The sequence below is a fragment of the Enterococcus sp. DIV1368b genome, assembly GCF_050529595.1.
GTDB lineage: Bacteria > Bacillota > Bacilli > Lactobacillales > Enterococcaceae > Enterococcus_B > Enterococcus_B mundtii.
This window is the reverse complement of the sequence record NZ_CP172883.1, coordinates 1,877,383-1,899,045: the sequence shown is the minus strand read 5'-3', so window position 1 is coordinate 1,899,045 and position 21,663 is coordinate 1,877,383. Positions and strand designations below refer to the sequence as shown.

Annotated in this window: 26 protein-coding genes; 24 read left to right on the top strand and 2 right to left on the bottom strand. The window is 40.0% G+C overall.

Features of this window, described 5'->3' with window-relative positions; translation table 11 throughout:
• Nucleotides 1–23: 23 nt before the first annotated feature.
• A complete protein-coding gene (locus tag IGJ19_RS08705) occupies nt 24–980 on the bottom strand; it encodes an iron-hydroxamate ABC transporter substrate-binding protein (RefSeq protein WP_142433470.1) in 957 nt (318 codons plus the stop codon).
• 165 nt (nt 981–1,145) lie between these two features.
• Here IGJ19_RS08705 and IGJ19_RS08700 point away from each other — a divergent pair, with 165 nt between their 5' ends.
• The 14 genes from IGJ19_RS08700 to IGJ19_RS08635 all read left to right on the top strand — a co-directional run bounded on the left by IGJ19_RS08700 (nt 1,146) and on the right by IGJ19_RS08635 (nt 12,038).
• The gene (locus IGJ19_RS08700; protein WP_260697611.1) at nt 1,146–1,946 is read left to right on the top strand and encodes an ABC transporter ATP-binding protein; all 801 of its coding nucleotides are present in this window, start codon (nt 1,146–1,148) and stop codon (nt 1,944–1,946) included.
• Nucleotides 1,946–2,935 carry a FecCD family ABC transporter permease gene (locus IGJ19_RS08695; RefSeq protein WP_074800801.1) on the top strand — a complete coding sequence of 330 codons (990 nt, stop codon included), beginning with the start codon at nt 1,946–1,948 and terminating at the stop codon, nt 2,933–2,935. The genes IGJ19_RS08700 and IGJ19_RS08695 overlap by 1 nt, the downstream gene beginning before the upstream one ends.
• On the top strand, nt 2,932–3,936 hold the full coding sequence (locus IGJ19_RS08690; RefSeq protein WP_074800798.1) for a FecCD family ABC transporter permease: 1,005 nt from the start codon (nt 2,932–2,934) through the stop codon (nt 3,934–3,936). The genes IGJ19_RS08695 and IGJ19_RS08690 overlap by 4 nt, the downstream gene beginning before the upstream one ends.
• Nucleotides 3,937–4,143: 207 nt before the next feature.
• Nucleotides 4,144–4,425, top strand: a complete 282-nt coding sequence (locus IGJ19_RS08685; protein WP_086334828.1) for a TIGR04197 family type VII secretion effector — start codon at nt 4,144–4,146, stop codon at nt 4,423–4,425.
• Nucleotides 4,425–4,772 (top strand): DUF3958 family protein, encoded by a 348-nt coding sequence (locus IGJ19_RS08680; protein ID WP_086334752.1) that lies wholly within the window; start codon nt 4,425–4,427, stop codon nt 4,770–4,772. Before IGJ19_RS08685 ends, IGJ19_RS08680 begins: the two co-directional genes overlap by 1 nt.
• Entirely contained in the window at nt 4,769–6,298 is a 1,530-nt protein-coding gene (locus tag IGJ19_RS08675; protein ID WP_161642531.1) for a transposase, read from the top strand. Before IGJ19_RS08680 ends, IGJ19_RS08675 begins: the two co-directional genes overlap by 4 nt.
• A 5-nt stretch (nt 6,299–6,303) precedes the next feature.
• Entirely contained in the window at nt 6,304–6,660 is a 357-nt protein-coding gene (locus IGJ19_RS08670; protein ID WP_065096500.1) for a hypothetical protein, read from the top strand.
• A gap of 360 nt (nt 6,661–7,020) precedes the next feature.
• Nucleotides 7,021–7,572 (top strand): 5-formyltetrahydrofolate cyclo-ligase, encoded by a 552-nt coding sequence (locus IGJ19_RS08665; RefSeq protein WP_065096499.1) that lies wholly within the window; start codon nt 7,021–7,023, stop codon nt 7,570–7,572.
• Nucleotides 7,573–7,590: 18 nt separating this feature from the next.
• The gene (locus tag IGJ19_RS08660) at nt 7,591–8,295 is read left to right on the top strand and encodes a rhomboid family intramembrane serine protease (protein WP_065096498.1); all 705 of its coding nucleotides are present in this window, start codon (nt 7,591–7,593) and stop codon (nt 8,293–8,295) included.
• A gap of 19 nt (nt 8,296–8,314) precedes the next feature.
• Nucleotides 8,315–8,524: a YqgQ family protein gene (locus tag IGJ19_RS08655; protein ID WP_065096497.1), complete on the top strand. Its 210-nt coding sequence runs from the start codon at nt 8,315–8,317 to the stop codon at nt 8,522–8,524.
• Nucleotides 8,525–8,526: 2 nt separating this feature from the next.
• Nucleotides 8,527–9,492, top strand: a complete 966-nt coding sequence (locus IGJ19_RS08650) for an ROK family glucokinase (protein ID WP_019723942.1) — start codon at nt 8,527–8,529, stop codon at nt 9,490–9,492.
• A gap of 14 nt (nt 9,493–9,506) precedes the next feature.
• Complete coding sequence (locus IGJ19_RS08645; RefSeq protein WP_010735146.1) at nt 9,507–9,902, top strand: rhodanese-like domain-containing protein; 396 nt, start codon at nt 9,507–9,509, stop codon at nt 9,900–9,902.
• Complete coding sequence (locus IGJ19_RS08640; protein ID WP_130029277.1) at nt 9,865–10,059, top strand: hypothetical protein; 195 nt, start codon at nt 9,865–9,867, stop codon at nt 10,057–10,059. The genes IGJ19_RS08645 and IGJ19_RS08640 overlap by 38 nt, the downstream gene beginning before the upstream one ends.
• A 176-nt stretch (nt 10,060–10,235) precedes the next feature.
• Nucleotides 10,236–12,038 carry an FAD/NAD(P)-binding protein gene (locus tag IGJ19_RS08635; protein ID WP_086334826.1) on the top strand — a complete coding sequence of 601 codons (1,803 nt, stop codon included), beginning with the start codon at nt 10,236–10,238 and terminating at the stop codon, nt 12,036–12,038.
• A gap of 372 nt (nt 12,039–12,410) precedes the next feature.
• Here the strand turns inward: IGJ19_RS08635 and IGJ19_RS08630 are convergent, their stop codons facing one another.
• Nucleotides 12,411–12,578 (bottom strand): DUF3042 family protein, encoded by a 168-nt coding sequence (locus IGJ19_RS08630; RefSeq protein WP_010735150.1) that lies wholly within the window; start codon nt 12,576–12,578, stop codon nt 12,411–12,413.
• A gap of 245 nt (nt 12,579–12,823) precedes the next feature.
• Between IGJ19_RS08630 and galE the strand changes: the two genes are divergently transcribed.
• The 10 genes from galE to IGJ19_RS08580 all read left to right on the top strand — a co-directional run bounded on the left by galE (nt 12,824) and on the right by IGJ19_RS08580 (nt 21,649).
• Nucleotides 12,824–13,813 carry a UDP-glucose 4-epimerase GalE gene (gene galE, locus IGJ19_RS08625; RefSeq protein WP_065096439.1) on the top strand — a complete coding sequence of 330 codons (990 nt, stop codon included), beginning with the start codon at nt 12,824–12,826 and terminating at the stop codon, nt 13,811–13,813.
• A 10-nt stretch (nt 13,814–13,823) separates the two neighbouring features.
• Nucleotides 13,824–15,308, top strand: coding sequence for a UDP-glucose--hexose-1-phosphate uridylyltransferase (gene galT, locus IGJ19_RS08620; RefSeq protein WP_430603700.1), 1,485 nt, complete (start codon nt 13,824–13,826; stop codon nt 15,306–15,308).
• 29 nt (nt 15,309–15,337) lie between these two features.
• Nucleotides 15,338–16,333 (top strand): LacI family DNA-binding transcriptional regulator, encoded by a 996-nt coding sequence (locus IGJ19_RS08615; protein ID WP_086334824.1) that lies wholly within the window; start codon nt 15,338–15,340, stop codon nt 16,331–16,333.
• Between the two features lie 134 nt (nt 16,334–16,467).
• Nucleotides 16,468–17,190, top strand: a complete 723-nt coding sequence (gene tsaB, locus IGJ19_RS08610; RefSeq protein WP_142433767.1) for a tRNA (adenosine(37)-N6)-threonylcarbamoyltransferase complex dimerization subunit type 1 TsaB — start codon at nt 16,468–16,470, stop codon at nt 17,188–17,190.
• Complete coding sequence (gene rimI / locus IGJ19_RS08605) at nt 17,174–17,716, top strand: ribosomal protein S18-alanine N-acetyltransferase (protein ID WP_074800770.1); 543 nt, start codon at nt 17,174–17,176, stop codon at nt 17,714–17,716. The genes tsaB and rimI (IGJ19_RS08605) overlap by 17 nt, the downstream gene beginning before the upstream one ends.
• A 6-nt stretch (nt 17,717–17,722) precedes the next feature.
• Nucleotides 17,723–18,193, top strand: coding sequence for a ribosomal protein S18-alanine N-acetyltransferase (rimI, locus tag IGJ19_RS08600; protein ID WP_430603697.1), 471 nt, complete (start codon nt 17,723–17,725; stop codon nt 18,191–18,193).
• Nucleotides 18,190–19,233 carry a tRNA (adenosine(37)-N6)-threonylcarbamoyltransferase complex transferase subunit TsaD gene (gene tsaD, locus IGJ19_RS08595; RefSeq protein WP_430603696.1) on the top strand — a complete coding sequence of 348 codons (1,044 nt, stop codon included), beginning with the start codon at nt 18,190–18,192 and terminating at the stop codon, nt 19,231–19,233. The genes rimI (IGJ19_RS08600) and tsaD overlap by 4 nt, the downstream gene beginning before the upstream one ends.
• Nucleotides 19,234–19,524: 291 nt before the next feature.
• Nucleotides 19,525–20,106: a hypothetical protein gene (locus IGJ19_RS08590; RefSeq protein ID WP_430603694.1), complete on the top strand. Its 582-nt coding sequence runs from the start codon at nt 19,525–19,527 to the stop codon at nt 20,104–20,106.
• A gap of 31 nt (nt 20,107–20,137) precedes the next feature.
• On the top strand, nt 20,138–20,785 hold the full coding sequence (locus IGJ19_RS08585) for a class D sortase (RefSeq protein WP_023519871.1): 648 nt from the start codon (nt 20,138–20,140) through the stop codon (nt 20,783–20,785).
• A gap of 9 nt (nt 20,786–20,794) precedes the next feature.
• Nucleotides 20,795–21,649 (top strand): hypothetical protein, encoded by an 855-nt coding sequence (locus IGJ19_RS08580; RefSeq protein ID WP_010735160.1) that lies wholly within the window; start codon nt 20,795–20,797, stop codon nt 21,647–21,649.
• Nucleotides 21,650–21,663: the final 14 nt, after the last annotated feature.

Sequence of the window (21,663 nt, the reverse complement as noted above, 5' to 3'; positions counted from 1 at the left end):
GCCAAATTGTGGTTTTCACGCTTTTACTTTAGCTCGCCTTTGATATCATCGATCATTTGACGACTAGCGATTGGTCCATTATATAACCAGCTAGAAGTTGGACCAAATTCGAGTACTTGATCCGCTTTAACTGCTTTCAGATTTTGCCAAGTGGGTTCGTTGAACATCGCTGCTTGTTCATCACTATTGACTAAGATGATATAGTCTGCGTCTAATTCAGCTAATTTTTCTGACGAAACAGCTGACCAATCAGAGGTTGCCTCTTTTGATACTTCTTCTACTAAAGATGGCACACCGAATTGTAGATCTTCATAAACGATGCGACCGCTTGAACGATTCTGGCTGACCATAAAGGCAGAGTTGTTCGTGACCCATAAGACGGCTGCTGTTTTTCCATCAATCTGATCACTCAATTCTTCGCGTGTTTCTTTCGCGTAATCTTGATAATCTTGAATGATTTCCTCTGCTTTGTCCTCTTTATTCAATACTTTGCCAATGTCTCGCAACTGTTCTTCCCATGTAACATCGGTACCATTTTTAACAACATAGGTTGGGGCAATTTTACTATATTGCTCGTATTTCCCGCCTTCAACAGTGGCTGAAGAAGAAATCAATAATAAATCAGGTTCAAAACTTAACACGTTTTCATAGGGTAGATCATAGGAGATAGTTGGGATATCTTTCAGATCATCTTGTAAATAATCTTGGATCGAACCACTGCCGACTGTCCATTGAGCAACCGGGGATTCACCTAACGCAACAAGATAATCCTCTAAATAACTGCCGATGATCCGCTTTGGTTGGTTAGGTATTTCAACTGAATGTCCTAATGTATCTGTCAAGGTATGCGTACCATTATCAGCAGTAGTCGATGATGCAGTTGTTTCTTCGGTTGTGGATGAGCCTGGCGAGCAAGCACTAAGTAATCCCACCAAAAGTAATGCGCTAGAGATTGTGAATAGTTTATTTTTAAGTCTCATGTCTTTCCTCCGATCGTAATTGAGAATGTTTCTCAATTGCTATTATTCCCCAAGAAAAGGGCGCTGTCAACTCTTTTTACTAACGTAAACGACGAAATTTGTGCTTGACGAATTTGTGAAGTACCGTCATAATTGAGAATGATTTTCAATGAGAGGGGGAAGTATATGTCTAGATTAAATGCAGTTGAAATTACTATCGGTTACCCCAACAAAACGATAATTGAAAATTTGTCTGTCGCTATACCAGAAGGGAAAATCACCAGTTTGATTGGCCCAAACGGCAGTGGTAAGTCTACATTATTAAAAAGCTTTACCCGCATACTTCCTGTAAAAAACGGCAAAATATTAGTCAACGATCGTGACTTGACGACCTATCATTCGAAAGAACTAGCTCGGAAACTTGCCTTACTAGCCCAAACGAGTGAATACCCATTAGGAATGACAGTTGAAGAAGTCGTTTCTTACGGTAGATACCCTTATCAAAAACTATTCAGTGGCATGGATGATCAAGATCTGCAAGCCATTGAGTGGGCGCTGACAGCGACGGATCTAATCTCGTTAAAAGATCGAGACTTAGCGAGTTTATCCGGAGGTCAAGCCCAACGAGTCTGGATTGCGATGGCGTTAGCTCAAGAAGCAGATATCTTGATCCTTGATGAACCAACAACTTTTTTAGATCCTGCGCATCAACTGGAGATCTTAGATCTGCTGAAAGAAATCAACCGAATGAAAAAAACAACGATTTTGATGTCGATCCATGACATCAATCATGCCTCCCGCTTTTCCGATTATTTAGTCGCAATGAAAGAAGGGCGATTAATCGTCAATGGGACCCCAGAACAAGTCATCACGAAAGAATGGATGAGAGAGATTTTTGAGATCGAAGCACAAATCGTTCAATTACCTGAAACAAATAAACCTGTCTTTTTAACATATGATCTCATCAAGAAACCGGAGGGAAAATGATGAGGAAAGGGAAAAAAATAAATACCCTATGGCTGCTTCTGTTATTGGCAATCATTGTCTTCTTTTTTGCTTTGTATAATGGTGCTTCTACAGTTAAAGGCAATGAAGTCTGGCAGGCGTTGTTCCAGTTCGATCCAACTGATCAAGCCCAGCAGATCATTCGTAATATCCGTCTGCCTCGGGTCATCGGAGCATTTGTCGTGGGCAGCTGTTTCGCCCTCAGTGGCGCTTTGATGCAAGGGGTAACGCGAAACAACTTGGCAGATTCAGGATTGTTAGGAATCAATGCAGGTGCGTCGTTAGCCATGGCATTTAGCTTTGCTTTTTTACCTAAAGCTTCGCCGTTTTCAATTTTTCTACTATCATTGCTCGGGTCGTTGATCGTGACGATGACGGTTCTAGGTTTCTTTAGTTTTTCAAAAATCGGACTCAGCACCATGCAGATGATTTTAGCCGGTGTGGCGATCAGTTCTTTTTTTACGGCAATCAGCCAAGCACTGACCCAGTTATTTAATCTACAACAAGATTTGACTTTTTGGTTTGTTGGCGGTGCGGCTAATATTACTTGGCAACAGTTGCTCGTTCTTTCTCCTATCTATTTAGTGGCGGTTATTGGCTCTTTTCTATTAGGAAAGTCGATTTCCCTGATCCATTTGAGTGAATCCCATGCGATCGCCTTAGGAGGACATCCACAGCGCACACGAGTCTTGGTTTTCATCTTTGTTTCGATCTTAGCAGCGTTAGCTGTTTCTTTAGTTGGGCCCGTCTCTTTTATTGGTTTGATGGTTCCACCTGTTGTTCGTGGCTTTGTCGGTACGGATTATCGGTATGTCTTGCCAGCTTCATTTATCGCTGGGGGAATCTTAGTCATGTTAGCAGACTTTGTGGCACGAATGATCAATCCACCTTTTGAAACACCATTTGGCTTAGTCATCTCTTTGATCGGTGTCCCTTTCTTATTAGTACAAGTTAGGAGGGAACGCGTGTGAAAAAAATATATTGGGGGATTGGCCTGTTACTATTTTTATGGCTTGTGACTGCGGGAATCAGTTTAATGATCGGTACACCGTTTCTTTATATTGACCAATTGATCGATGTCGCACTTGGTAGAGGAACACAGGTCCAACAATTGGTTCTGACAGAATTTCGCTTGCCACGCCTATTGATCAGTTTATTCGCAGGTTCCTGTCTAGGAATCGCTGGCTATCTTTTGCAAGGAGTAACTAGAAACCCATTAGCCGATTCAAGTATTTTAGGCATCAATTCCGGTGCAGGCTTTTTCGTGATGCTATATTTAGGCTTTTTTACTAGCCATGCGTCACCTTTCTTGTTGCTTTTTGTTGCCTTTCTAGGCGGCACGCTTGCTGCATGTCTAGTCTATTTTGTGGCATATCAGCGTTCGGGACAAGTGGCGATGAATCGCTTGCTCCTTTCAGGTATCGCTGTAAATGCCGGCTTTTCTGCGGCAATGTTATTAAGTACGATAAAGATATCAAAAGAAAATTATGGCTTTGTAAACGCTTGGTTAGCAGGTTCGATATGGGGCGCCAGTTGGCCTTATGTCACTGCCTTTTTGCCATGGGTACTTATTCTGATCCCTTTAGCGTTTTTCTATAGTCGCAGGATTGGTCTTTTATCCTTTGGACCAGAACGTGCGCAAAGCTTAGGACTGAATGTGTCACGAAGTCAGTCAGTTTTATTACTGCTTGCTGTTGGTTTAGCCTGTGGCAGTGTGGCTGTCGCAGGTAGCTTGTCCTTTGTGGGGTTACTCGCACCGCATGCTGCCAAAATCATTGTACGTAAAGAAAATCAATGGGCACTCCTATTCAGTGGTTTGTTCGGAGGATTATTTGTCAACATTGCTGATATTCTTGCGCGCGTCATTTTACCCGATGGAGAAGTACCAACAGGAATCCTGATTGCTGTCTTGGGTGCGCCGTATTTTCTTTATTTATTATTTTACATTCAGAAGAAACAACTATCTGTATAAGAGAAGAGCAGAATGTTGGGATTGGGAAACACTGAAGGAGATTTTGCCTTCAGTGTTTTTTTGTAGATTGAGAAATACCTTCAACAATTAGATAGGAAATAAAGTAACAAGACCTATCTAATACAATTCTCACCCACCGAGAGGTTATGTATTGTTATAATGAATATGTAAGCATTCTATCTAAACATTATGGTAAAGGAGGAAGTTATGGCCACATTCAGCAGTAATTCTCAACAAGCCCAACAGTCCACTTCAAGAATCACCAGTGCAACCAGCCCTTTAAACCAAGCATCATCGCTTCAAAATGACACACGCACCACGCTAATTGGCAATCAAGACATTCAAAGTAGCATAACGTCCGCTAAAAACTCAGCCAATCAAATTGCCTCAGCCATCTCAGGCGCTGCTAATCAATTGCAAACTGCTGCTCAAGGATTTTCTACACTAGACACTCAGTTAAGTCGAGATCTTTTTAAGGAGAGACGCTAATGAATCAATGGACAAATCTTGATACCGAGGAAACGTTGCTGCAAGCAAAAAGAGAAGAACAGGAAAAGAAAATGAAACAACTTGATGCCTGCCGTTCAGATTACCAGAATCACTTTAAAGAAATCGGAAACTTCTTATTTCGATTACAATTGTCTTACCAGAAATCGAATACCTTTACGTCCATCGAAACATTCACCTCGGAGTTTTCACATCAAAGTAGGCGATTGATGAATGGCTTTGATGAATGCCAACATTACGAAATGATCCAACAACAAAAAATCACGCAAAAGCTTGATGAGATTAGCTTTGAGAAAAGAAAAATTTTGTTGGAGGATCAAAACACATGAGTATCGATATGTATCTTTCGGATTCCTTAGCCCAAGCCACGAGCGCCAGTCACTTCTGCCAAAAACAAGTCACTGATTACCAAAATCTCCAACAAGCCATCACTCAATTCACTTTACAAACGCCCAATCTCCAAGGGAAAACCTACGACGCTGCGAAAGCCTATTTTTCCCAAGTACTTTACCCACTCGTCCAAGGAGGAATCTTACTCTCCGAAGCGGTCGAAAAAGCAGCAAAACGATTTCCACAGGAATACATAAATCAAGTTGATTCCATCAGCTTGAAACAATCCGAATTAGAAGCACAGATTCGCCAAATGAATCAGTATATCACTCAAGCCGAGGGAATAAGACAATTGCTTCTTTCACCTCATATGCCAGAAGAACATCAAAGCTTTCAACTCAGTCAGAATACGTTGTTACTCACGATGTATCATGATTTGAAACACAAACTGGAAGAAAAACTCCAAAAACTCTTAGCTTACAACCAAAGCTCCGCGCAATTTTTTACAGAAATCAAAAGTCTCGAACAAGCAGTCAATCAAGGACTTGCTCAAACGAAAACTGCTTGGAATAGCCAAACGAAAACATTCTCTATGCCAAAAGATTTGTCCTGGACAACTACGATCCAAGACAAATGGCAACAAGCAGACAACGAGAAAAAAGGCATCGATCCAACTAAAAACAAAGAACTAGAAAAGTACAACGTCTATGCTCTCATTATTCACGATAACGAGGGCAACCCACGTGTCTTTTGGAAAATCGAAGACAAGCAATCAGGCTACGGCATCGTGAATCCCGAGCTGTATCAATATGTCACGAAAGTAGGTCACTACTTAGACCCTGAACTGATCCAATTCATGACGTACGATACCTACCAAGAGAAAGTCAATGCAGCATGGCGTCAAGGTGTCAATTACGAAACCGGCGAAAAACTAGACCCACTCTTAGGCAGTATTGTCTCTACCTCGCAATACGTCAAAGACGGCTACACATGGATCAATGAATCCGAACTCGGTCAAGCCTTGATGGTATTAGGCTTTACTTACGCCTCATACAAAGTATTGACGACTACTGGTGTGAAACAGGTGGAGAATGGTAAGATTGAGGAGGTGGGTGGTGGAAATATACCAAAGCTATCCACGCTAACTGAAGCAGAGAAACTTAAAATTGCAAATCAATATAAGAAAACAGCACCTATAGATATTCCTGATAACGTAAAAATTAATGCCAAGACAATGAATGCTGGTTATGAACAGATTACTTATAAGTGGAATGATGGTGAATTTAAGTATGAAGTGAGGTGGCATACAAGAACTCCAGGAGCACCTGTAGAACAGGGCAATACATGGGTTATCCAAAGAATACTACCTGGAAATGGAGGGAACAAGCCCCAAAATTTTTTCAAAATTGGTGATAATGAATGGGTAGAAGCGTATAAATGGTATGATGCTATAAATGCAAGAAAAAAAGGAAATGCTACTACAGAACAAATTATAATTTTGGAAAAAGGTCATTGGAAGGAGTGAATGGTATGATTGACAATAAGTTTTATGAAGGTTTTGAAGGAGAAGCAGAGCTTTCTTTTGTAGCTGATGGCAATAAACTTATAATTTGGAACGGGTATTTTGATACAATTTTAGATCACTTATTAGATTGTAATTTAGAAAAAAAGGGGATTTTGAAAGAATACTTTCATCATGAGGGATGGTATGATGATTCACCGTGGTTAATCAAAGATAAATCCCTTATTATTGAACAATTAAAATGTTTTGATATCAACAAAATCAATCAAACCTCAATGAAAGATAGCTTGGAAGAAGTAGTTCAAGCAATTGTTTTATTTTTAGAACACAATTACTTAAGTAAAATCTATATCAACTACGAATAATAAAAGATAGAAATTATAGATGGTAAAAATTCTCTATTCATGAATTATTAAGTTGAAAATTGAAAAACAAATATAAACAAAAAAATCATTCGCATCACTAGTGTTCATCTAGTCTGTGAATGATTTTTCTTCTGCCGTATACATCAAGAAAGAGTAAACTTTATTCATCGATTCCACATAAACTATAATGATTTTCAGTGTTATCTAACGAATGAATGATTGACGATTGTTAACATCAAATGGGGATAGATCGATGTCCTAACTAAAATTAGACAGAACAAATCCAAAAATCTAAAAAGTTAAATTGCTATTTTCTCCGTTTTCCGCTACCATTTTAACAGAAGGTAGGCAGGTGATTATTTGGGACACGAAAAGCAGAAAAAAGAACAGCTCCGTCAATTTGGCATTAATGAACTTAAAAAAATTGCTGCAAGTGGCTATAAAAAAGAAAAAGAACAAAAAATCTATAAGCAATTGTTTGCAACCGAGTATTGGAAACAGGCGCAAGTCATCGGTATAACTCTTTCAAATGAATTTGAAATAGATACACGACCGTTGATCGAACAAGCGAGAGCTTCAGGGAAAATCGTTGTGATCCCTAAGACATTGCCGAAACGTCAAATGGCATTTTATGAGTTCTCTGAGAACACAGTATTGGAACGTTCAAGTTTTGGTGTGTTAGAACCTGTTTCAACGCATCTTTATGAGGCAACGATGATCGATTTATTGATCGTCCCAGGAATCATCTTTCATCCAGATGGGTACAGAATCGGTTTTGGTGGAGGGTACTATGATCGCTATCTGAAAGAGTATCCGCATCAAACGTGCAGCTTGACGTTCAAAGAGATGATTCATAATGATTGGGAACCAGAAGACTTTGATAAGAAAATCCAACATTTATTGAACGACTAAAAAAACAAGGGGGTATATATGAAAGTAAATCGGCAGCAACAATTCAAATTAAAATCTTGGCTCGATGGGCCATTTTTAACACAGATTTTTTTAGTGATCCAAACAATCGTCTTTTTCGCAATGGAGGTATTACCTGGTAATAGCGTGGCTTTTGAACTAGGCATGTCTGGCCAGCATATTGCCTACCTACATGAATGGTGGCGTTTGATCACACCAATATTTATTCATTTTGGGATGATGCATTTTGTACTGAACTCTGTCGTCTTGTATTTTATGGGTTCACAAATCGAAACGGTATACGGTCATTGGCGCTTTTTCTTGATTTATTTACTTAGTGGTATCATGGGAAATGTGACCAGTTTTGCCTTCAATGAAATGAATGTGTTATCTGGTGGGGCAAGTACATCGCTTTTTGGTTTATTTGGTGCATTATTTGTTCTAGGTATTCATTACAAAAATGATTATGTGGTAAAACAGCTGGTACGCCGTTACATGATATTCATTGTTTTTTCTTTTATATTCGGTATATCAGATACCTCAGTGGATATCTGGGGACATGTGGGTGGCTTGATCGGAGGTTTCCTGATAGGGAATCTATTAGGATTACCAAATCGATCCAATGATTACTCGATCCATCATCGTATTATATCGTCGATCGTTTTTCTCTTTCTTTTTATAATATGTGTTTTAGTGGGTTTAAAAAATTATGGAATACTTGTATAATGTGAAGGAAGTGCTTTAAATGGAAAGCTTATACGACGTACAACAGCTATTCAAGAGGTTTGGTATCTATATTTATGTGGGCGCACGGATTTATGATATTGAATTGATGACGATCGAATTACGTAAGCTTTATGATAATCATTTGATCGATCACGAAACATATATGACTGCGTGGCACATCTTAAAAAGAGAACACCGAATCGAAGAGAGCAGAAAGAAAGGAATTTGATCATGGACAAAAAAATTATTGGGATTGATTTAGGTGGAACAACAGCAAAATTTGCGATCTTGACACCTGACGGAGAAATTCAACAGAAATGGAGTATCGATACCAATATTTTGGATGATGGCAAACACATTATTCCTGAAATCATTGAATCTATCAATCATCGTCTGAACTTATACGGTATGAAAGCTGAAGACTTTATCGGTATCGGTATGGGGACACCAGGGACAGTCGACAGCGAAGCTGGTACAGTGATTGGTGCGTACAATTTAAACTGGCGCGAGCTTCAATTTGTCAAAAAAATGATTGAAGAAGGAACGGGCATCAAATTTGCCATCGATAATGACGCCAATGTCGCAGCACTAGGCGAACGTTGGAAAGGTGCAGGCGAAAATGATCCTGATGTCGTATTCATCACTCTAGGTACAGGTGTTGGTGGCGGTATCGTGGCGGATGGTCATTTACTTCATGGTGTGACTGGAGCCGCTGGAGAAGTAGGACACATTACGATCGATCCAAATGGATTCGAATGTACTTGTGGCAAACGTGGTTGTTTAGAAACTGTCTCAAGTGCGACAGGTGTCGTTCGAGTGGCCCGTCATTTGGCAGAAGAATATGCCGGTGATTCACGCTTGAAAGCGATGCTTGATAATGGTGAAGAAGTAACAAGTAAAGATGTTTTTGAATTAGCAGAAGCAGATGATCCATTTGGTTTGATGGTGGTCGATCGTGTCTGTCTATATCTAGGACTAGCTTGCGGGAATTTAGGAAACACGTTGAATCCATCAAGTATTGTCATCGGTGGAGGTGTATCAGCTGCGGGAGAATTTTTACGCAGTCGTGTGGAGAAATACTTCAAAGAATTTACCTTCCCACAAGTGAGAGAATCAACAAAAATCAAATTAGCTGAATTAGGAAATGAAGCAGGCGTCATCGGTGCTGCCTCATTAGCCTTGAAATATGCTGAATAAAGTGGAGGCACGACATGGTTTTATGGATTATTAACATCATTTTATTACTGATCATCTTAGCTATCGTATTTTGGGAAGTTTACTTACGAGTAATGGCTAAACGTTCTGCAACAATGCTTGAAGAAGAAGAATTTCGTGAAGGAATGCGTCGTGCACAAGTCATCGATGTTCGTGAAAAAGATGTCTTTGACGCGGGTCATATTTTAGGCGCTAGAAATATTCCTTATACAGTGCTAAAAAATTCACTTGGTTCGATTCGTAAAGACCAACCGGTTTATATTTATGATCAAAAGAAAAGTTTGAGTATTCGTACAGCTAACCAACTGCGTAAAGCAGGCTACCAAGATATCTATATCTTAAAAGGTGGCTATGATGGTTGGTCAGGTAAAATCAAAAGTAAAAAAATCTAACGAGGAGTCTTGTACTTCTTATGTTACTTTAGTAGCAACAAGAATAAGAGCGGTTATTCGCTCTTTTTTCTTGTTGTTTTTTCTTATTGCAGAAAAATTATGCTATGATGGAATGAGAGGATATAACAAAGGTAGTCAGCACCAAGTATTTTCCTAAATTCGGTTTTTTGATTTACGGATGTGATTTGGAAATCAGTTGTTCACAGAATGAAAAACATGAAGAACTGTTGCTCCTTAGTGAGTTAGCCAAGTAAATCATTGTAGCGCGTATTGAGTGAAATCAAGAGAAAAGATGCGTGATAACCAAGCAAATACATATAGGTAGGTGGATAGATGAGAATTGGGATCATCGGGGCAGGTCCTCGTGGACTTAGCATGTTAGAGCGTTTACTCTATAATCAACAAGAAGAAGATATTGAGATCCTCCTTTTTGATCCAAGTGGAATCGGTGGCAAGGTTTGGCGAGTCGATCAGCCAAAAGAAGTACTGATGAATTCATTGGCGTCACAAGTGACGATGTTTACGGATGAGACATTAAGTAGTGGCGGCGTGGTCGCTAACGGAGTGAATCTTTATCAATGGGCGAAAGAATTTGCTCCTTCTTATCTTAGTAAGACAACTATCAAAGAAAAAGAAGCGTTTTTGTGTGAAGCAGCTAATTTATTAGAAAACCAACCAACAAGTCGTCGCTTTTTTGGCGTCTATCTCCAATGGTTTTACGCGCGTCTACAAGAACGATTTTCTGATCGTTTCAATTATATACAAGAATTAGTCATCGAAGCCACCAAGAAAGAGAAACAATTCATTCTACAAACTAAAGACGAAGCCTATGTGGTGGACCATCTGATCCTAGCAACGGGTCATTGGGAACATGAACGAACGTCAGAAGAAAGACAATTAAGTGAGTATGCGGCTGAGCATCACTTATTTTACCAAGGACCAGCTAATCCAGCCGATGTTGATTTATCGATGATCCCTGCCCAAGAACCGGTGTTTGTTCGGGGGTTAGGACTCTGTTTTTTCGATTATATCGGTTTGTTGACACAACAACGAGGCGGTCGCTTTGAAGAATTGGAAGGTCGATTGGTTTATCGTCCGTCGGGAGAAGAGCCTATCGTCTATTGTGGCTCTCGGCGAGGGTTACCTTACTATCCCCATGGACGCAACCAGAAAAAAGTTGGCGAGGTGGCACAGCCAGTTATTCTGACGCAAGAACGATTAAATACGTACTATCGGACCCAAAAACTGACTGGACAAGATTTCTTTGCGGACTTAAAAAAAGATCTCGAATTGTTCTATTATAAAAAAGTGATTGAGGAACATGGGTTGTCGATTGCTCTCAGCGAATTTCAAGAAGTCTTTCTTGGAGCTACAGAAAAGGAATGGCTGCAAAAATATCCTGCATTAGCAAACCATTTGTGGTCTTGGAACCTACTTGATCACTTGACCGACCACACGTTACCCTATCCACAAATGAGTCGGAGATATATCGAAGATCAAATCAATGAAGCGCAAAAAGGGAATGTGGACGGTCCATTGATTGCGACGTTGGATGCATTGAAAGATTGGCGAAACATGGTGCATCAAGCAATGCTATGGGAAGTTTTTTCTGCAAAAGAATATAAAGAAGTATTGTGGCAATGGTTCAATACGTTTGATGCTTTTTTTACTATTGGTCCGCCTTTACGAAGAACCCAGGAATTAGCAGCATTGATCGATGCAGGGATATTCCATTTGGTGGAACCTTCTTTTACTGTAGTAGGAAAGGACAAAGGATTTTACCTCGAACGAGAAGGGCTTACAAGTGACTACCTTATTGAGGCACGATTACCAAAAAATGACTTACGAACAACGAGAAATCCAGCCTTGATCAGTCTACGTGATGCCCAGGTCCTTCAGCCATTCCAGTTGCATGATCCAAGTGGCGATTTCGTTTCTGGTGCGGTAGCGATCGAACGAGAAAGTTCACGTGTGATCGATGCACATGGGGAAGTACAAAACAATTTGTATTGTATCGGCATCCCAACAGAAGGGGTAGAATGGTTAACGGCCTCCGTTCCGAGACCCCATGTCGATTTTTGGAACCTTAGACAAATCGATCGTATCGCACAACTGATTTTAGCTGAAGAATCATAAAAGAACGTTCTTTCAGGAGAGTGGGACATTAGTTCTCTCCCACCACCTAAAACCGAATAAACGGCGGGAACAGAAGTAACCTCTTCAGAAATAAGGCGCCATCCACAAAAATTTGAAGAACAATTTTCGTGGATGGCGCCTTATTTCTCTAGGCTAAACACTTCTGTCCCGACCTCTTGTAGGAACGTTCTTTTTGGATAGCACGAGGGAGATAGAAGAAACCTGACTGTGCTATTCGTCAGCTTCCATTTCTATCGTAACTTAAAAATGTGAGTTTTAGAAAAAACTTGTTAGAAATAAAAAAACCCAAAAAATTGAAGAACAATTTTTGGGTTTTTCGTTTTTGAAGCTGAATGCTTCAATCACTCGTTCTTATCGTGATACACGTTTTCTCATTGCTTTTTTACGATTTTCTTCAATCATTGCTTCTTTTTCGTCGATTGGGTCGATGACTGTTTTCTTCACAGAAGTTACTAAACCAGCCACAGCTGCTACAGTAGCCAAGCTACCTACTAAGATACCTGATACAAATTTTTTCATAATGATTCACCTCATTTATCTATTTGACACTTCTATTATGAAGCAAAACAAGGAAAAACGCTAGTCTTTCGTTTTTTTATTTGAAACCCTTTACAATAAATTCTTGAAAAAATTTACTAAATGTTTTATTATAAATTTACTAAATAAAATGAAAGAAGGTTTTGTCAAAAAAGTACCTGTTTTCTGGTCATCACTTTTGTTAAAATAAATAACGAATATAATTATATGGATAAAGGAGTCTTAACATGACAATTTTAGTATTAGGCGGAGCAGGCTATATTGGTTCCCATGCCGTCGATCAATTAATTGAAAAGGGCTATGATGTAGCAGTCGTGGATAATCTTTTGACAGGCCATCGTCAAGCAGTTCATACTGATGCACGGTTTTATGAAGGAGATATTCGTGACAAAGAATTTCTACGCGGAGTTTTCCAAAAAGAAACGATTGAGGGCGTCTTGCACTTTGCAGCGAGCTCGTTAGTCGGTGAATCAGTTGAAAAACCCTTAGTCTACTTCAATAATAATGTTTATGGCATGCAAGTATTATTAGAAGTAATGCACGAGTTTGATGTGAAACGGATCGTCTTTTCTTCAACAGCTGCGACTTACGGTGAGCCAAAAGAATCGCCGATCACAGAGGAGTCACCAACGAATCCGAAAAATCCTTATGGCGAAAGCAAGTTGATGATGGAAAAAATGATGAAGTGGTGTGACGAAGCATATGGCATGCGTTATGTGGCTTTACGCTATTTTAATGTAGCAGGAGCTAAGAATGATGCGTCGATCGGCGAAGATCATACACCTGAAACTCATTTAGTACCGATCATTTTACAAGTGGCTTTAGGCCAACGAGAGTCATTAGCGATCTATGGCGATGATTATGATACCCCAGACGGAACATGCATCAGAGATTATGTACAAGTAGAAGATCTGATTGCTGCACATATTTTAGCTTTAGAATATTTAAAAGCTGGAAATGAAAGTAACTTCTTCAACTTGGGAAGTAATAAAGGTTATTCAGTCACAGAGATGCTAGAAGCAGCACGAGAAGTCACAGGCCGCGATATCCCTGCGAAAATCGCACCACGAAGAGCGGGTGATCCAAGTCGTTTAGTAGCTTCAAGTGAAAAAGCGAGAGCAATCCTTGGCTGGGCACCTGAATATACAGATGTGAAAGAAATCATCAAAACTGCTTGGGCATGGCATGAAAGCCATCCTAACGGGTATGAAAAGTAGGTGGAAGAAAATGACGATTAGTCAAACAATTGCAGATTTTGTCACACTAGCAATCGCGTCTGGTGGTTGGATGGAAATGGACCGTATCTACTTACAAAATCGTATTTTAGGTCTTATTGGCGAAGAAGCCGGCGACTCTTTTGAAGTACGTCCAGTGCAAGAAGAATCGGTCGATCTATTGAATCGTTTAGTTGAACAAGCAAAAGAAAATGGCTTGGTGACGGATGTAACAGCTGACCGAGAAATATTTGAGGCACAATTGATGGATTTCTTGACGCCACCACCTTCTGTTGTCAATGCTTTTTTTGCTCAACATTATTCAAAAAGTCCAGAAGAAGCGACGGATTATTTTTATCAGTTGAGCCGCAACAATGACTATATCAAAACACGAGCCATCGCAAAAAATATCGTGTATACTTATCCGTCTGAATACGGAGACTTGGAAATCACGATCAATCTATCTAAACCTGAAAAAGATCCAAAACAAATCGCTGCAGAAAGAAAAGCGGTGCATGTCGATTACCCATCGTGTATGTTATGTATGGAAAATGAAGGGTACAAAGGAAGATTGAATTACCCAGCACGAACCAATCATCGAATCATCCGAATGAACTTAGACGGAGAAAGTTGGGGATTTCAGTATTCGCCTTATGCCTACTACAATGAACATTCGATCATTTTATCAGAAGAACATCGACCAATGCGCATCACAAAAGAAACGTTTGCTCGGTTGTTGAAGATCACTGAAGTCTTACCACACTATTTCGTAGGTTCAAATGCTGATTTGCCGATCGTTGGTGGATCGATCCTTTCACATGACCATTATCAAGCAGGGCGTCATGAATTTCCGATGGCGAAAGCGCCGATGGAGAAATTGATCAAGCTAGGCGAGTATCCACAGGTAATTGCAGGGATCGTCAAATGGCCGATGTCTGTGATCCGTTTACAGTCGCCCGATAAAGATTTATTAGTAGAAGCAGCGGATGCGGTCTTAAACAAATGGCAGAACTATTCAGATGAATCAGTATCAGTCATCGCCTATTCAGCAGATGGTACGCCACATCACACGATCACGCCGATTGTTCGTCGCAGAGAGGATTACTTTGAAATCGACTTAGTATTGCGCGACAACAATGTGTCCGAAGAACATCCTGAAGGGATTTTCCATCCTCATCGTGATATCCAACATATCAAAAAAGAAAATATTGGCTTGATCGAAGTTATGGGGTTGGCCGTCTTGCCACCACGCTTAAAACCAGAATTGGAAGAAGTGAAGCAATATCTACTGGGTGAAGAAAATCAACTCGCGGACTATCATCGTGAATGGGCAGAACAGCTAAAACAAGCAAATCCTGATTTGACTGAAGAGACTGCGACAGTTGTTATCCAAAATGCTGTTGGGCAAGTCTTCGCCAGAGTTTTAGAAGATGCCGGCGTCTTCAAACGGGACGAACAAGGAAGAGCTGCGTTCTTGCGCTTTACTGAAACATTATAAGCATCGGTCAGTTACAGGAGGGGAAACGAATGGCCACAATCAAAGATATTGCTCAGTTGGCGGGAGTTTCTCCTGCCACTGTCTCAAGAGTGCTGAATTATGATGAGAAATTGTCAGTAGGCATGGAAACGAAACAAAAAATTTTTGAAGCAGCTGAACACTTGAATTATAAAAAACATCATAAGAATCTAGCCTCTGAAAAACAAACGATCAAATTGATCCAATGGTATGATACACAAGAAGAATTAGAAGATCTTTATTATCTTTCTATACGCTTAGGAATCGAAAAAAAAGCGGAGGAAGCGAATATTCGCCTGATCAAGGAAACCTGGGATGCCATTAGTGAGCAATCTGCAGATGGAACGATTGCTTTAGGAAAGTTTGACGAAGAGCAATTGAAAGAATTGAAACGTACGCAAGAAAACCTTTTACTTGTCGATTCAGATGGCACAAGATTTGGCATCGATTCTTTAGTCGTTGATTTTGAGTCGAGTCTTCGCTTAGTGATGGATCATTTCTTACAAGAAGAAGTCAAACAACTCGTGATGATAGCCGGAAAAGAGTACACGAAGCAACACCGAACACCGGTGACTGATCCTAGAACGGCAATTTTTCAAAAACTGATCAGTGAAGAAAAGAACCTCTCAGGAAAAATCATTGAAGCGGATTTTTCAGTGGAGGCAGGATATCAAGCTGTTCATGATTTTTTATTGCAAGAAAAGGAATTACCTGATGCGTTGTTTGCTGCGAATGATGCGTTAGCAATTGGTGCATTGAAGGCAATCAAAGAAGCAGGATTGACTATCCCGCAAGATATCTCAGTGATAGGCTTCAACGATATCAGTGTAGCAAAGTATGTCTCACCACCTCTCTCTACAGTCAAAGTGTACACCGAATGGATGGGGGAGTTGGCAGTTGAGACATTGAGCCAGTTAATCCATAGTACTGCACCGGTTTCAAGAAAAATCACGATCGCGACAGAACTAATTTTACGAGAATCAACAAAACAAGCTACGATCAAATAGACGATTATCAACCTAAGTAAAGGGGTGGAAATTTCAACAGCGGCGAGAGCCAAACTTGATTTTTCCTCCCCTTTTTTACCTCGAAGTATGCTACAATGATAAACGACATTAGAGTAGTAGAAGGGAACGGTCAAATGATTACATTAGGGATCGATACAGCAAATCAAACCTTAGCTGTTGGCGTATTGGAAGACGAAACAGTGTTAGGTCAAATCCAAATCAATAGGAAGAAAAATCATAGTCTGACGTTGATGCCAGCATTGGATCAATTGATCTCAGATTGCCAACTCACACCAGAACAAATCGATCGAATTGCTGTGTCAAGTGGTCCAGGCTCTTACACAGGATTGAGAATCGGTGTCACAACTGCCAAGACATTAGCCTATACTTTAAATAAAGAATTGGTGGGTGTTTCCAGTCTTGCTGTACTTGCAGCAAATTGCGTAGGAATCGAAGGAATCATTGTACCGATGTTTGATGCGAGAAGAAAAAATGTTTATGCTGGTGCCTATCGCTGGCATCATGGAACATTAGAAAACGTTCTAGAAGACACCCATATTGCTTTCGTAGAATTAACCGAAAAATTAAAACAAATGGATGGATCGATCACTTTTGTCGGTAGCGATTGCCACAAATTCAACTCAGAAATCGCTGAATCAATGCCTGATGCTAAGCGTAACTCCTTGCCACTTTGGGATATTCCTAGTGGAGTTGTCGTCGCGCAATTAGGGGCTTCAAGTAATCCGGTCAACGATATCCAAGCCTTTTTACCACGTTACTTAAAACGAGTGGAAGCAGAAGAAAAATGGTTGGAGACACATACGCCAGGAGAAGAAAGCTATGTTGAAAAAATTTAAAGCCTATCTACGGACCATGCTTCAAGAAAAAGCAGATTATCCAGAGAAAACGATCACTGTAGGCGAAAAGCAATTTCAAATACGGGAACTGACAGTTGATGATGTCAAGGCATTGTTAAGTATCGAACGGGAAGTTTATTTAGGGGAGTTACCTTGGACAAAAAGTGCATTTATCTCAGAGCTGACTTCCCCATTTATGACTTTATATTTAGGGATATTCGATCGAGAAGAATTATTCGGCTTTGTTGGATCTAGAGTATTAGGACTCGATTGCCATCTCACGAACATTGCGGTCAGTCCCAGTTACCAACGGCAGCGTGTCGGCACCTATTTAATCAACGAGATCGAGACATTCGCACGGATGAATCAATGCGAGACCATGTCATTAGAAGTACGGATCAGTAATCAGAATGCCCAACGCTTATACAGAAAACTAGGTTTCCAATCAAGAAAAGTAAAAAAAGGGTATTATACAGAAACGAATGAAGATGCCTTAGATATGGTAAAACTATTAAAAGAAGAGTGAAATAAAGTGATTGAAGAAAAAACAGCTTTCAATGATACAAAATTAGCCCAAGCGCTTTGGCAAGTCAGTGACGATGCTTTTTTAAATGGATCACCTTGGACAAAAGAGCAATTTTTGTCTGATATCCAACAACCGCAAACCAATTATTTAGTCCTTAATCAGGCAGATGAAATCATTGGCTTTATTGGATATGCCAAAGTACTTGATGAAGTAGAAGTGACGAATCTTGCAGTTCTGACTGCTGAACAACACAAAGGTGTAGCAAGACAATTATTACAAGAGATGCTGCAACGAGAAAAAGCTAACCAAGCGCATAGTGTTTTTTTAGAAGTACGACAGTCAAATATTGCTGCCCAACACCTTTACGAATCAGAAAAATTCCGCCAAGTAGGTAAACGAAAAGCCTACTATCATGATCCGGTCGAAGATGCGGTCATCATGTGTACAAAGCTAAAAACAGAGGTGATGAAACCATGAACGAAAAACAAACAGAATTGATTTTAGCAATCGAGTCAAGCTGTGATGAAACAAGCGTAGCGGTCGTGAAAGATGGTCAAGAAATCTTATCGAATATCGTTGCCTCTCAAATCAACAGCCATAAACGCTTTGGCGGGATCGTACCTGAAGTGGCCAGTCGCCATCATGTAGAGCAAATTACTTTATGTCTCGAAGAAGCGTTGGTGGAAGCAGGCGTGACTGCTGAACAACTTACCGCGGTTGCTGTCACAGAAGGACCTGGTCTTGTAGGGGCATTACTCATCGGTATTTCAGCAGCAAAGGCTTTTGCTTGGGCAAATCATCTACCATTGATCCCAGTGAATCATATGGCAGGACATATTTACTCCGCCCGCTTCGAAAAAGCGTATGAATTTCCATTAATGGCGTTGTTGGTCAGCGGAGGACACACGGAGTTAGTTTATATGGAAGAAGATGGCGCGTATGAAATCATCGGTGAAACAAGAGACGATGCCGCTGGAGAAGCCTACGATAAAGTAGGACGTGTTTTAGGATTGAGCTATCCAAGTGGAAAAGAAATCGATGAATTAGCCCATCAAGGTAAAGATGCCTATCACTTTCCTCGGGCAATGCTTCGTGAAGATAACTATGATTTTAGTTTCAGTGGCTTAAAAAGTGCATTTATCAATTTAGTCCACAACGCGGAGCAACGAGGGGAAGAATTGGATCGAGCAGACCTTGCTGCGAGTTTCCAAGCCAGTGTTGTGGAAGTCTTGGTAACAAAAACGATACGTGCTTGCAAAAGTTATCCGGTGAAGCAATTGATCCTTGCAGGTGGCGTTGCTGCCAATCAAGGACTAAGAGAAAGCTTGAAAGCAAGTTTAGCCTCAAAATTACCTGAATTAGAACTGATCGTACCACCATTACGCCTTTGTGGGGACAATGCGGCAATGATCGGTGCCGCTGCATCCGTCGAATGGCGAAAAGGGCATCTTGCTGATTATCGGCTGAATGCAGAACCAGGTTTAGTGTTAGGTGAACCAATAGAAAATGTCAGGTAATTTACCTGACATTCATCTTAGAAATTTGAATACAATAAAGATTATATGGATATAATCTAGGTTATTATAAGTGTAGTTATGGAATTAGAGGCTTCTCCTTTTCTATATACTTAGCATTGACAAGGCTGATAGGTTAAAAAACTTAAGTTAACTCAGGTTATATAAATTGTGTCAGTTAATTCTATGTGATAGTATAAGAATTGTAGAAAATAAAAAGGATAATGTTATTTTCTATAATGTTTTACCGAAGGCTGAAAGCCTTCACAATTCAATGCAAAGGAGGTCGAATGGATGAAAAAGTTTGTCGGATATTTAGTTGTATTTTTCACTGCATTATTGTTCACTGTCCCTGTAGATGCCGCTGGCGCGATTTCTGCGAATGAGCAACAGATCCTAGACTTGTTGAAAGCACCAGTAAGTATTCAAGGAAAAGAATTCACTGTCCCTGATACTTACATTACACAAGCCGAAAACCATTTGAAACAAAATGATTTAACGGATGCACAAGTAGAAACTGCCGTTACAGGTATTCAAAATGTGCGTAATCTGTTAGGTTCAGTAACAATAGATATGACAGGAGTCAACACGCTTGATGATTTGATCCGTGCTTTACCACGGGATGTCATCATGCAAATCCAACAAGAGGTAACGAGAGTTGCTGACGCGTTGGGATTAGTTGTACTAAGTTGGAATGGTAGCAACATCCAAATCGGTGTGAAAAACGCTGATGGAACAACATCACCAGCTTTTAGTACTAGTCCTCCAATTAAACAAACAGGTGGTAACTATACCGCTAGTGCAATGGCAATTGCTTCATTACTATTAGTCGCAGCAGGTGCGGTTGTAGTAGGAAGAAAGACAAAGATTGCGTAAAAAGCGCAAGCTGCTTAAGAGACTAGGGGCAATGCTTTTTGTCCCTGTCTTTTTTTTGGCAGCTGGTTATTCTCTAATGTACGTCATAGGAAGACCTGTCATTCATTTTGCCACTTCTTCTTTAAATTTGTTTTTACTTTCAGATGTCCCAACATTCGAAACGCAAGAACAAAGCTTTGAAGCTGTAAAAGAAGAAGATGTCGCTAAAGATGAGAACAATGAACTGGCATCTAGCAGTATCGCTTACCCCAGAGGTGGCGAACGCTATGGTGACATCATGGTGGATTCTTTAGATCTGAATGTGCCTTTGTATTTTGGAGATACCGATGAGATATTAAGAAAAGGTGCCGGACAATATATGGGTTCTGTCTACATAGGTGAGACTGGAACGTCACTAGTTGGTGGGCACAATGTTGATGGGTTTGGTAAGCTAAGCGGTATTCAAACAAATGATATCGTGACAGCTAAGACGACCTATGCGAATTACCGCTATCAAGTAAAAGAAATGGTGATTCGTCATAAAGATGATCCGGAAATCAATGAATTGATCAGTCAAAAAGATAAACCAATACTGCTTCTTTATACATGCTATCCTGTTGATAGTTTAGGCATGACGGATGAACGACTTTTTGTTATCTGTGAGTTAGTTGAAGGTCCGTTGATCAATCCTAATAAATAGGAGGAAATCATGAGTACGCAAAAATTCATGCAAAAAGGGTCTCGTTGGCTACTTACTTTTATTTGTTCTTTGAGTTTGTTTGCCGGCATGACGTTAGTTGTATTGAGACTAACGTTGTTCAACCAACAGTTTATGGAAAAAGCCATGGAAGAAGCCAATTATTCAGAAACGATCACCTCTGAGATCAATCAAAGAATCAGCGATCTAGGTCGAGGAAGCAATATTCCTGCAGATGTATTGGCAGACACTGTTCCTCAAGCTTATGTACAATCGAATGTTGAACACTATATTCGCACCATTTATACAGACATTCCTTTTTTGATTGAACGGACAGAGGATGTAGACAAAATCATCCAGAAAAAAGTCGAAGACTATGCGAAAGAAAACAATTATGAAATCAATGCAGAAACACAACAATCAATTGATAATCTAAAAAAATCTGCCATCGAAACCTATAGTGAATATATTGAGATCCCTTATCTTTTGACCTATGGGAAGCAAGTGATGGGGTATAAAAGAACGCTGACCTTATTGATCTTCTTTACAATGACAGTTTCTGCATTATTAGTGATTGCGATCATTGCAATCGACACACGTTTTTTCCATCGTGCGTTACGCTATTTAAGTTATGCAGTGGGTGGCGCTGGTCTAATGCTTTTAGCGTTACCTCTTTTTGTGTACCTTTCAAAAATGGTCGAGCGTATCGGCATCAATTCAAAGTCGCTCTATCATTTTTTAACTACGTATCTAAGCAACTTTATTGTAACATTTATCCAATGGGGAATCGTGCTCATTATTTGTAGTTTCATCATCTGGATGTTGAGCGAACTATTAAGAAGACGAAAAGTTAAGAAAAGATATTAACGATAGAAAGTGGA

What these genes read in the sequence shown, in the direction of transcription:
- IGJ19_RS08685 (WP_086334828.1), top strand. Translation starts at nt 4,144, where the DNA reads ATGGCCACATTCAGCAGTAATTCTCAACAAGCCCAACAGTCCACTTCA.
- IGJ19_RS08650 (WP_019723942.1), top strand. Translation starts at nt 8,527, where the DNA reads ATGGACAAAAAAATTATTGGGATTGATTTAGGTGGAACAACAGCAAAA.
- IGJ19_RS08700 (WP_260697611.1), top strand. Translation starts at nt 1,146, where the DNA reads ATGTCTAGATTAAATGCAGTTGAAATTACTATCGGTTACCCCAACAAA.
- IGJ19_RS08615 (WP_086334824.1), top strand. Translation starts at nt 15,338, where the DNA reads ATGGCCACAATCAAAGATATTGCTCAGTTGGCGGGAGTTTCTCCTGCC.
- rimI (WP_074800770.1), top strand. Translation starts at nt 17,174, where the DNA reads ATGTTGAAAAAATTTAAAGCCTATCTACGGACCATGCTTCAAGAAAAA.
- IGJ19_RS08590 (WP_430603694.1), top strand. Translation starts at nt 19,525, where the DNA reads ATGAAAAAGTTTGTCGGATATTTAGTTGTATTTTTCACTGCATTATTG.
- tsaD (WP_430603696.1), top strand. Translation starts at nt 18,190, where the DNA reads ATGAACGAAAAACAAACAGAATTGATTTTAGCAATCGAGTCAAGCTGT.
- IGJ19_RS08705 (WP_142433470.1), bottom strand. Translation starts at nt 980, where the DNA reads ATGAGACTTAAAAATAAACTATTCACAATCTCTAGCGCATTACTTTTG.
- IGJ19_RS08660 (WP_065096498.1), top strand. Translation starts at nt 7,591, where the DNA reads ATGAAAGTAAATCGGCAGCAACAATTCAAATTAAAATCTTGGCTCGAT.
- IGJ19_RS08655 (WP_065096497.1), top strand. Translation starts at nt 8,315, where the DNA reads ATGGAAAGCTTATACGACGTACAACAGCTATTCAAGAGGTTTGGTATC.
- galE (WP_065096439.1), top strand. Translation starts at nt 12,824, where the DNA reads ATGACAATTTTAGTATTAGGCGGAGCAGGCTATATTGGTTCCCATGCC.
- IGJ19_RS08695 (WP_074800801.1), top strand. Translation starts at nt 1,946, where the DNA reads ATGAGGAAAGGGAAAAAAATAAATACCCTATGGCTGCTTCTGTTATTG.
- IGJ19_RS08580 (WP_010735160.1), top strand. Translation starts at nt 20,795, where the DNA reads ATGAGTACGCAAAAATTCATGCAAAAAGGGTCTCGTTGGCTACTTACT.
- IGJ19_RS08635 (WP_086334826.1), top strand. Translation starts at nt 10,236, where the DNA reads ATGAGAATTGGGATCATCGGGGCAGGTCCTCGTGGACTTAGCATGTTA.
- IGJ19_RS08630 (WP_010735150.1), bottom strand. Translation starts at nt 12,578, where the DNA reads ATGAAAAAATTTGTATCAGGTATCTTAGTAGGTAGCTTGGCTACTGTA.
- tsaB (WP_142433767.1), top strand. Translation starts at nt 16,468, where the DNA reads ATGATTACATTAGGGATCGATACAGCAAATCAAACCTTAGCTGTTGGC.
- IGJ19_RS08645 (WP_010735146.1), top strand. Translation starts at nt 9,507, where the DNA reads ATGGTTTTATGGATTATTAACATCATTTTATTACTGATCATCTTAGCT.
- IGJ19_RS08640 (WP_130029277.1), top strand. Translation starts at nt 9,865, where the DNA reads ATGGTTGGTCAGGTAAAATCAAAAGTAAAAAAATCTAACGAGGAGTCT.
- IGJ19_RS08670 (WP_065096500.1), top strand. Translation starts at nt 6,304, where the DNA reads ATGATTGACAATAAGTTTTATGAAGGTTTTGAAGGAGAAGCAGAGCTT.
- galT (WP_430603700.1), top strand. Translation starts at nt 13,824, where the DNA reads ATGACGATTAGTCAAACAATTGCAGATTTTGTCACACTAGCAATCGCG.
- IGJ19_RS08680 (WP_086334752.1), top strand. Translation starts at nt 4,425, where the DNA reads ATGAATCAATGGACAAATCTTGATACCGAGGAAACGTTGCTGCAAGCA.
- IGJ19_RS08585 (WP_023519871.1), top strand. Translation starts at nt 20,138, where the DNA reads ATGCTTTTTGTCCCTGTCTTTTTTTTGGCAGCTGGTTATTCTCTAATG.
- IGJ19_RS08675 (WP_161642531.1), top strand. Translation starts at nt 4,769, where the DNA reads ATGAGTATCGATATGTATCTTTCGGATTCCTTAGCCCAAGCCACGAGC.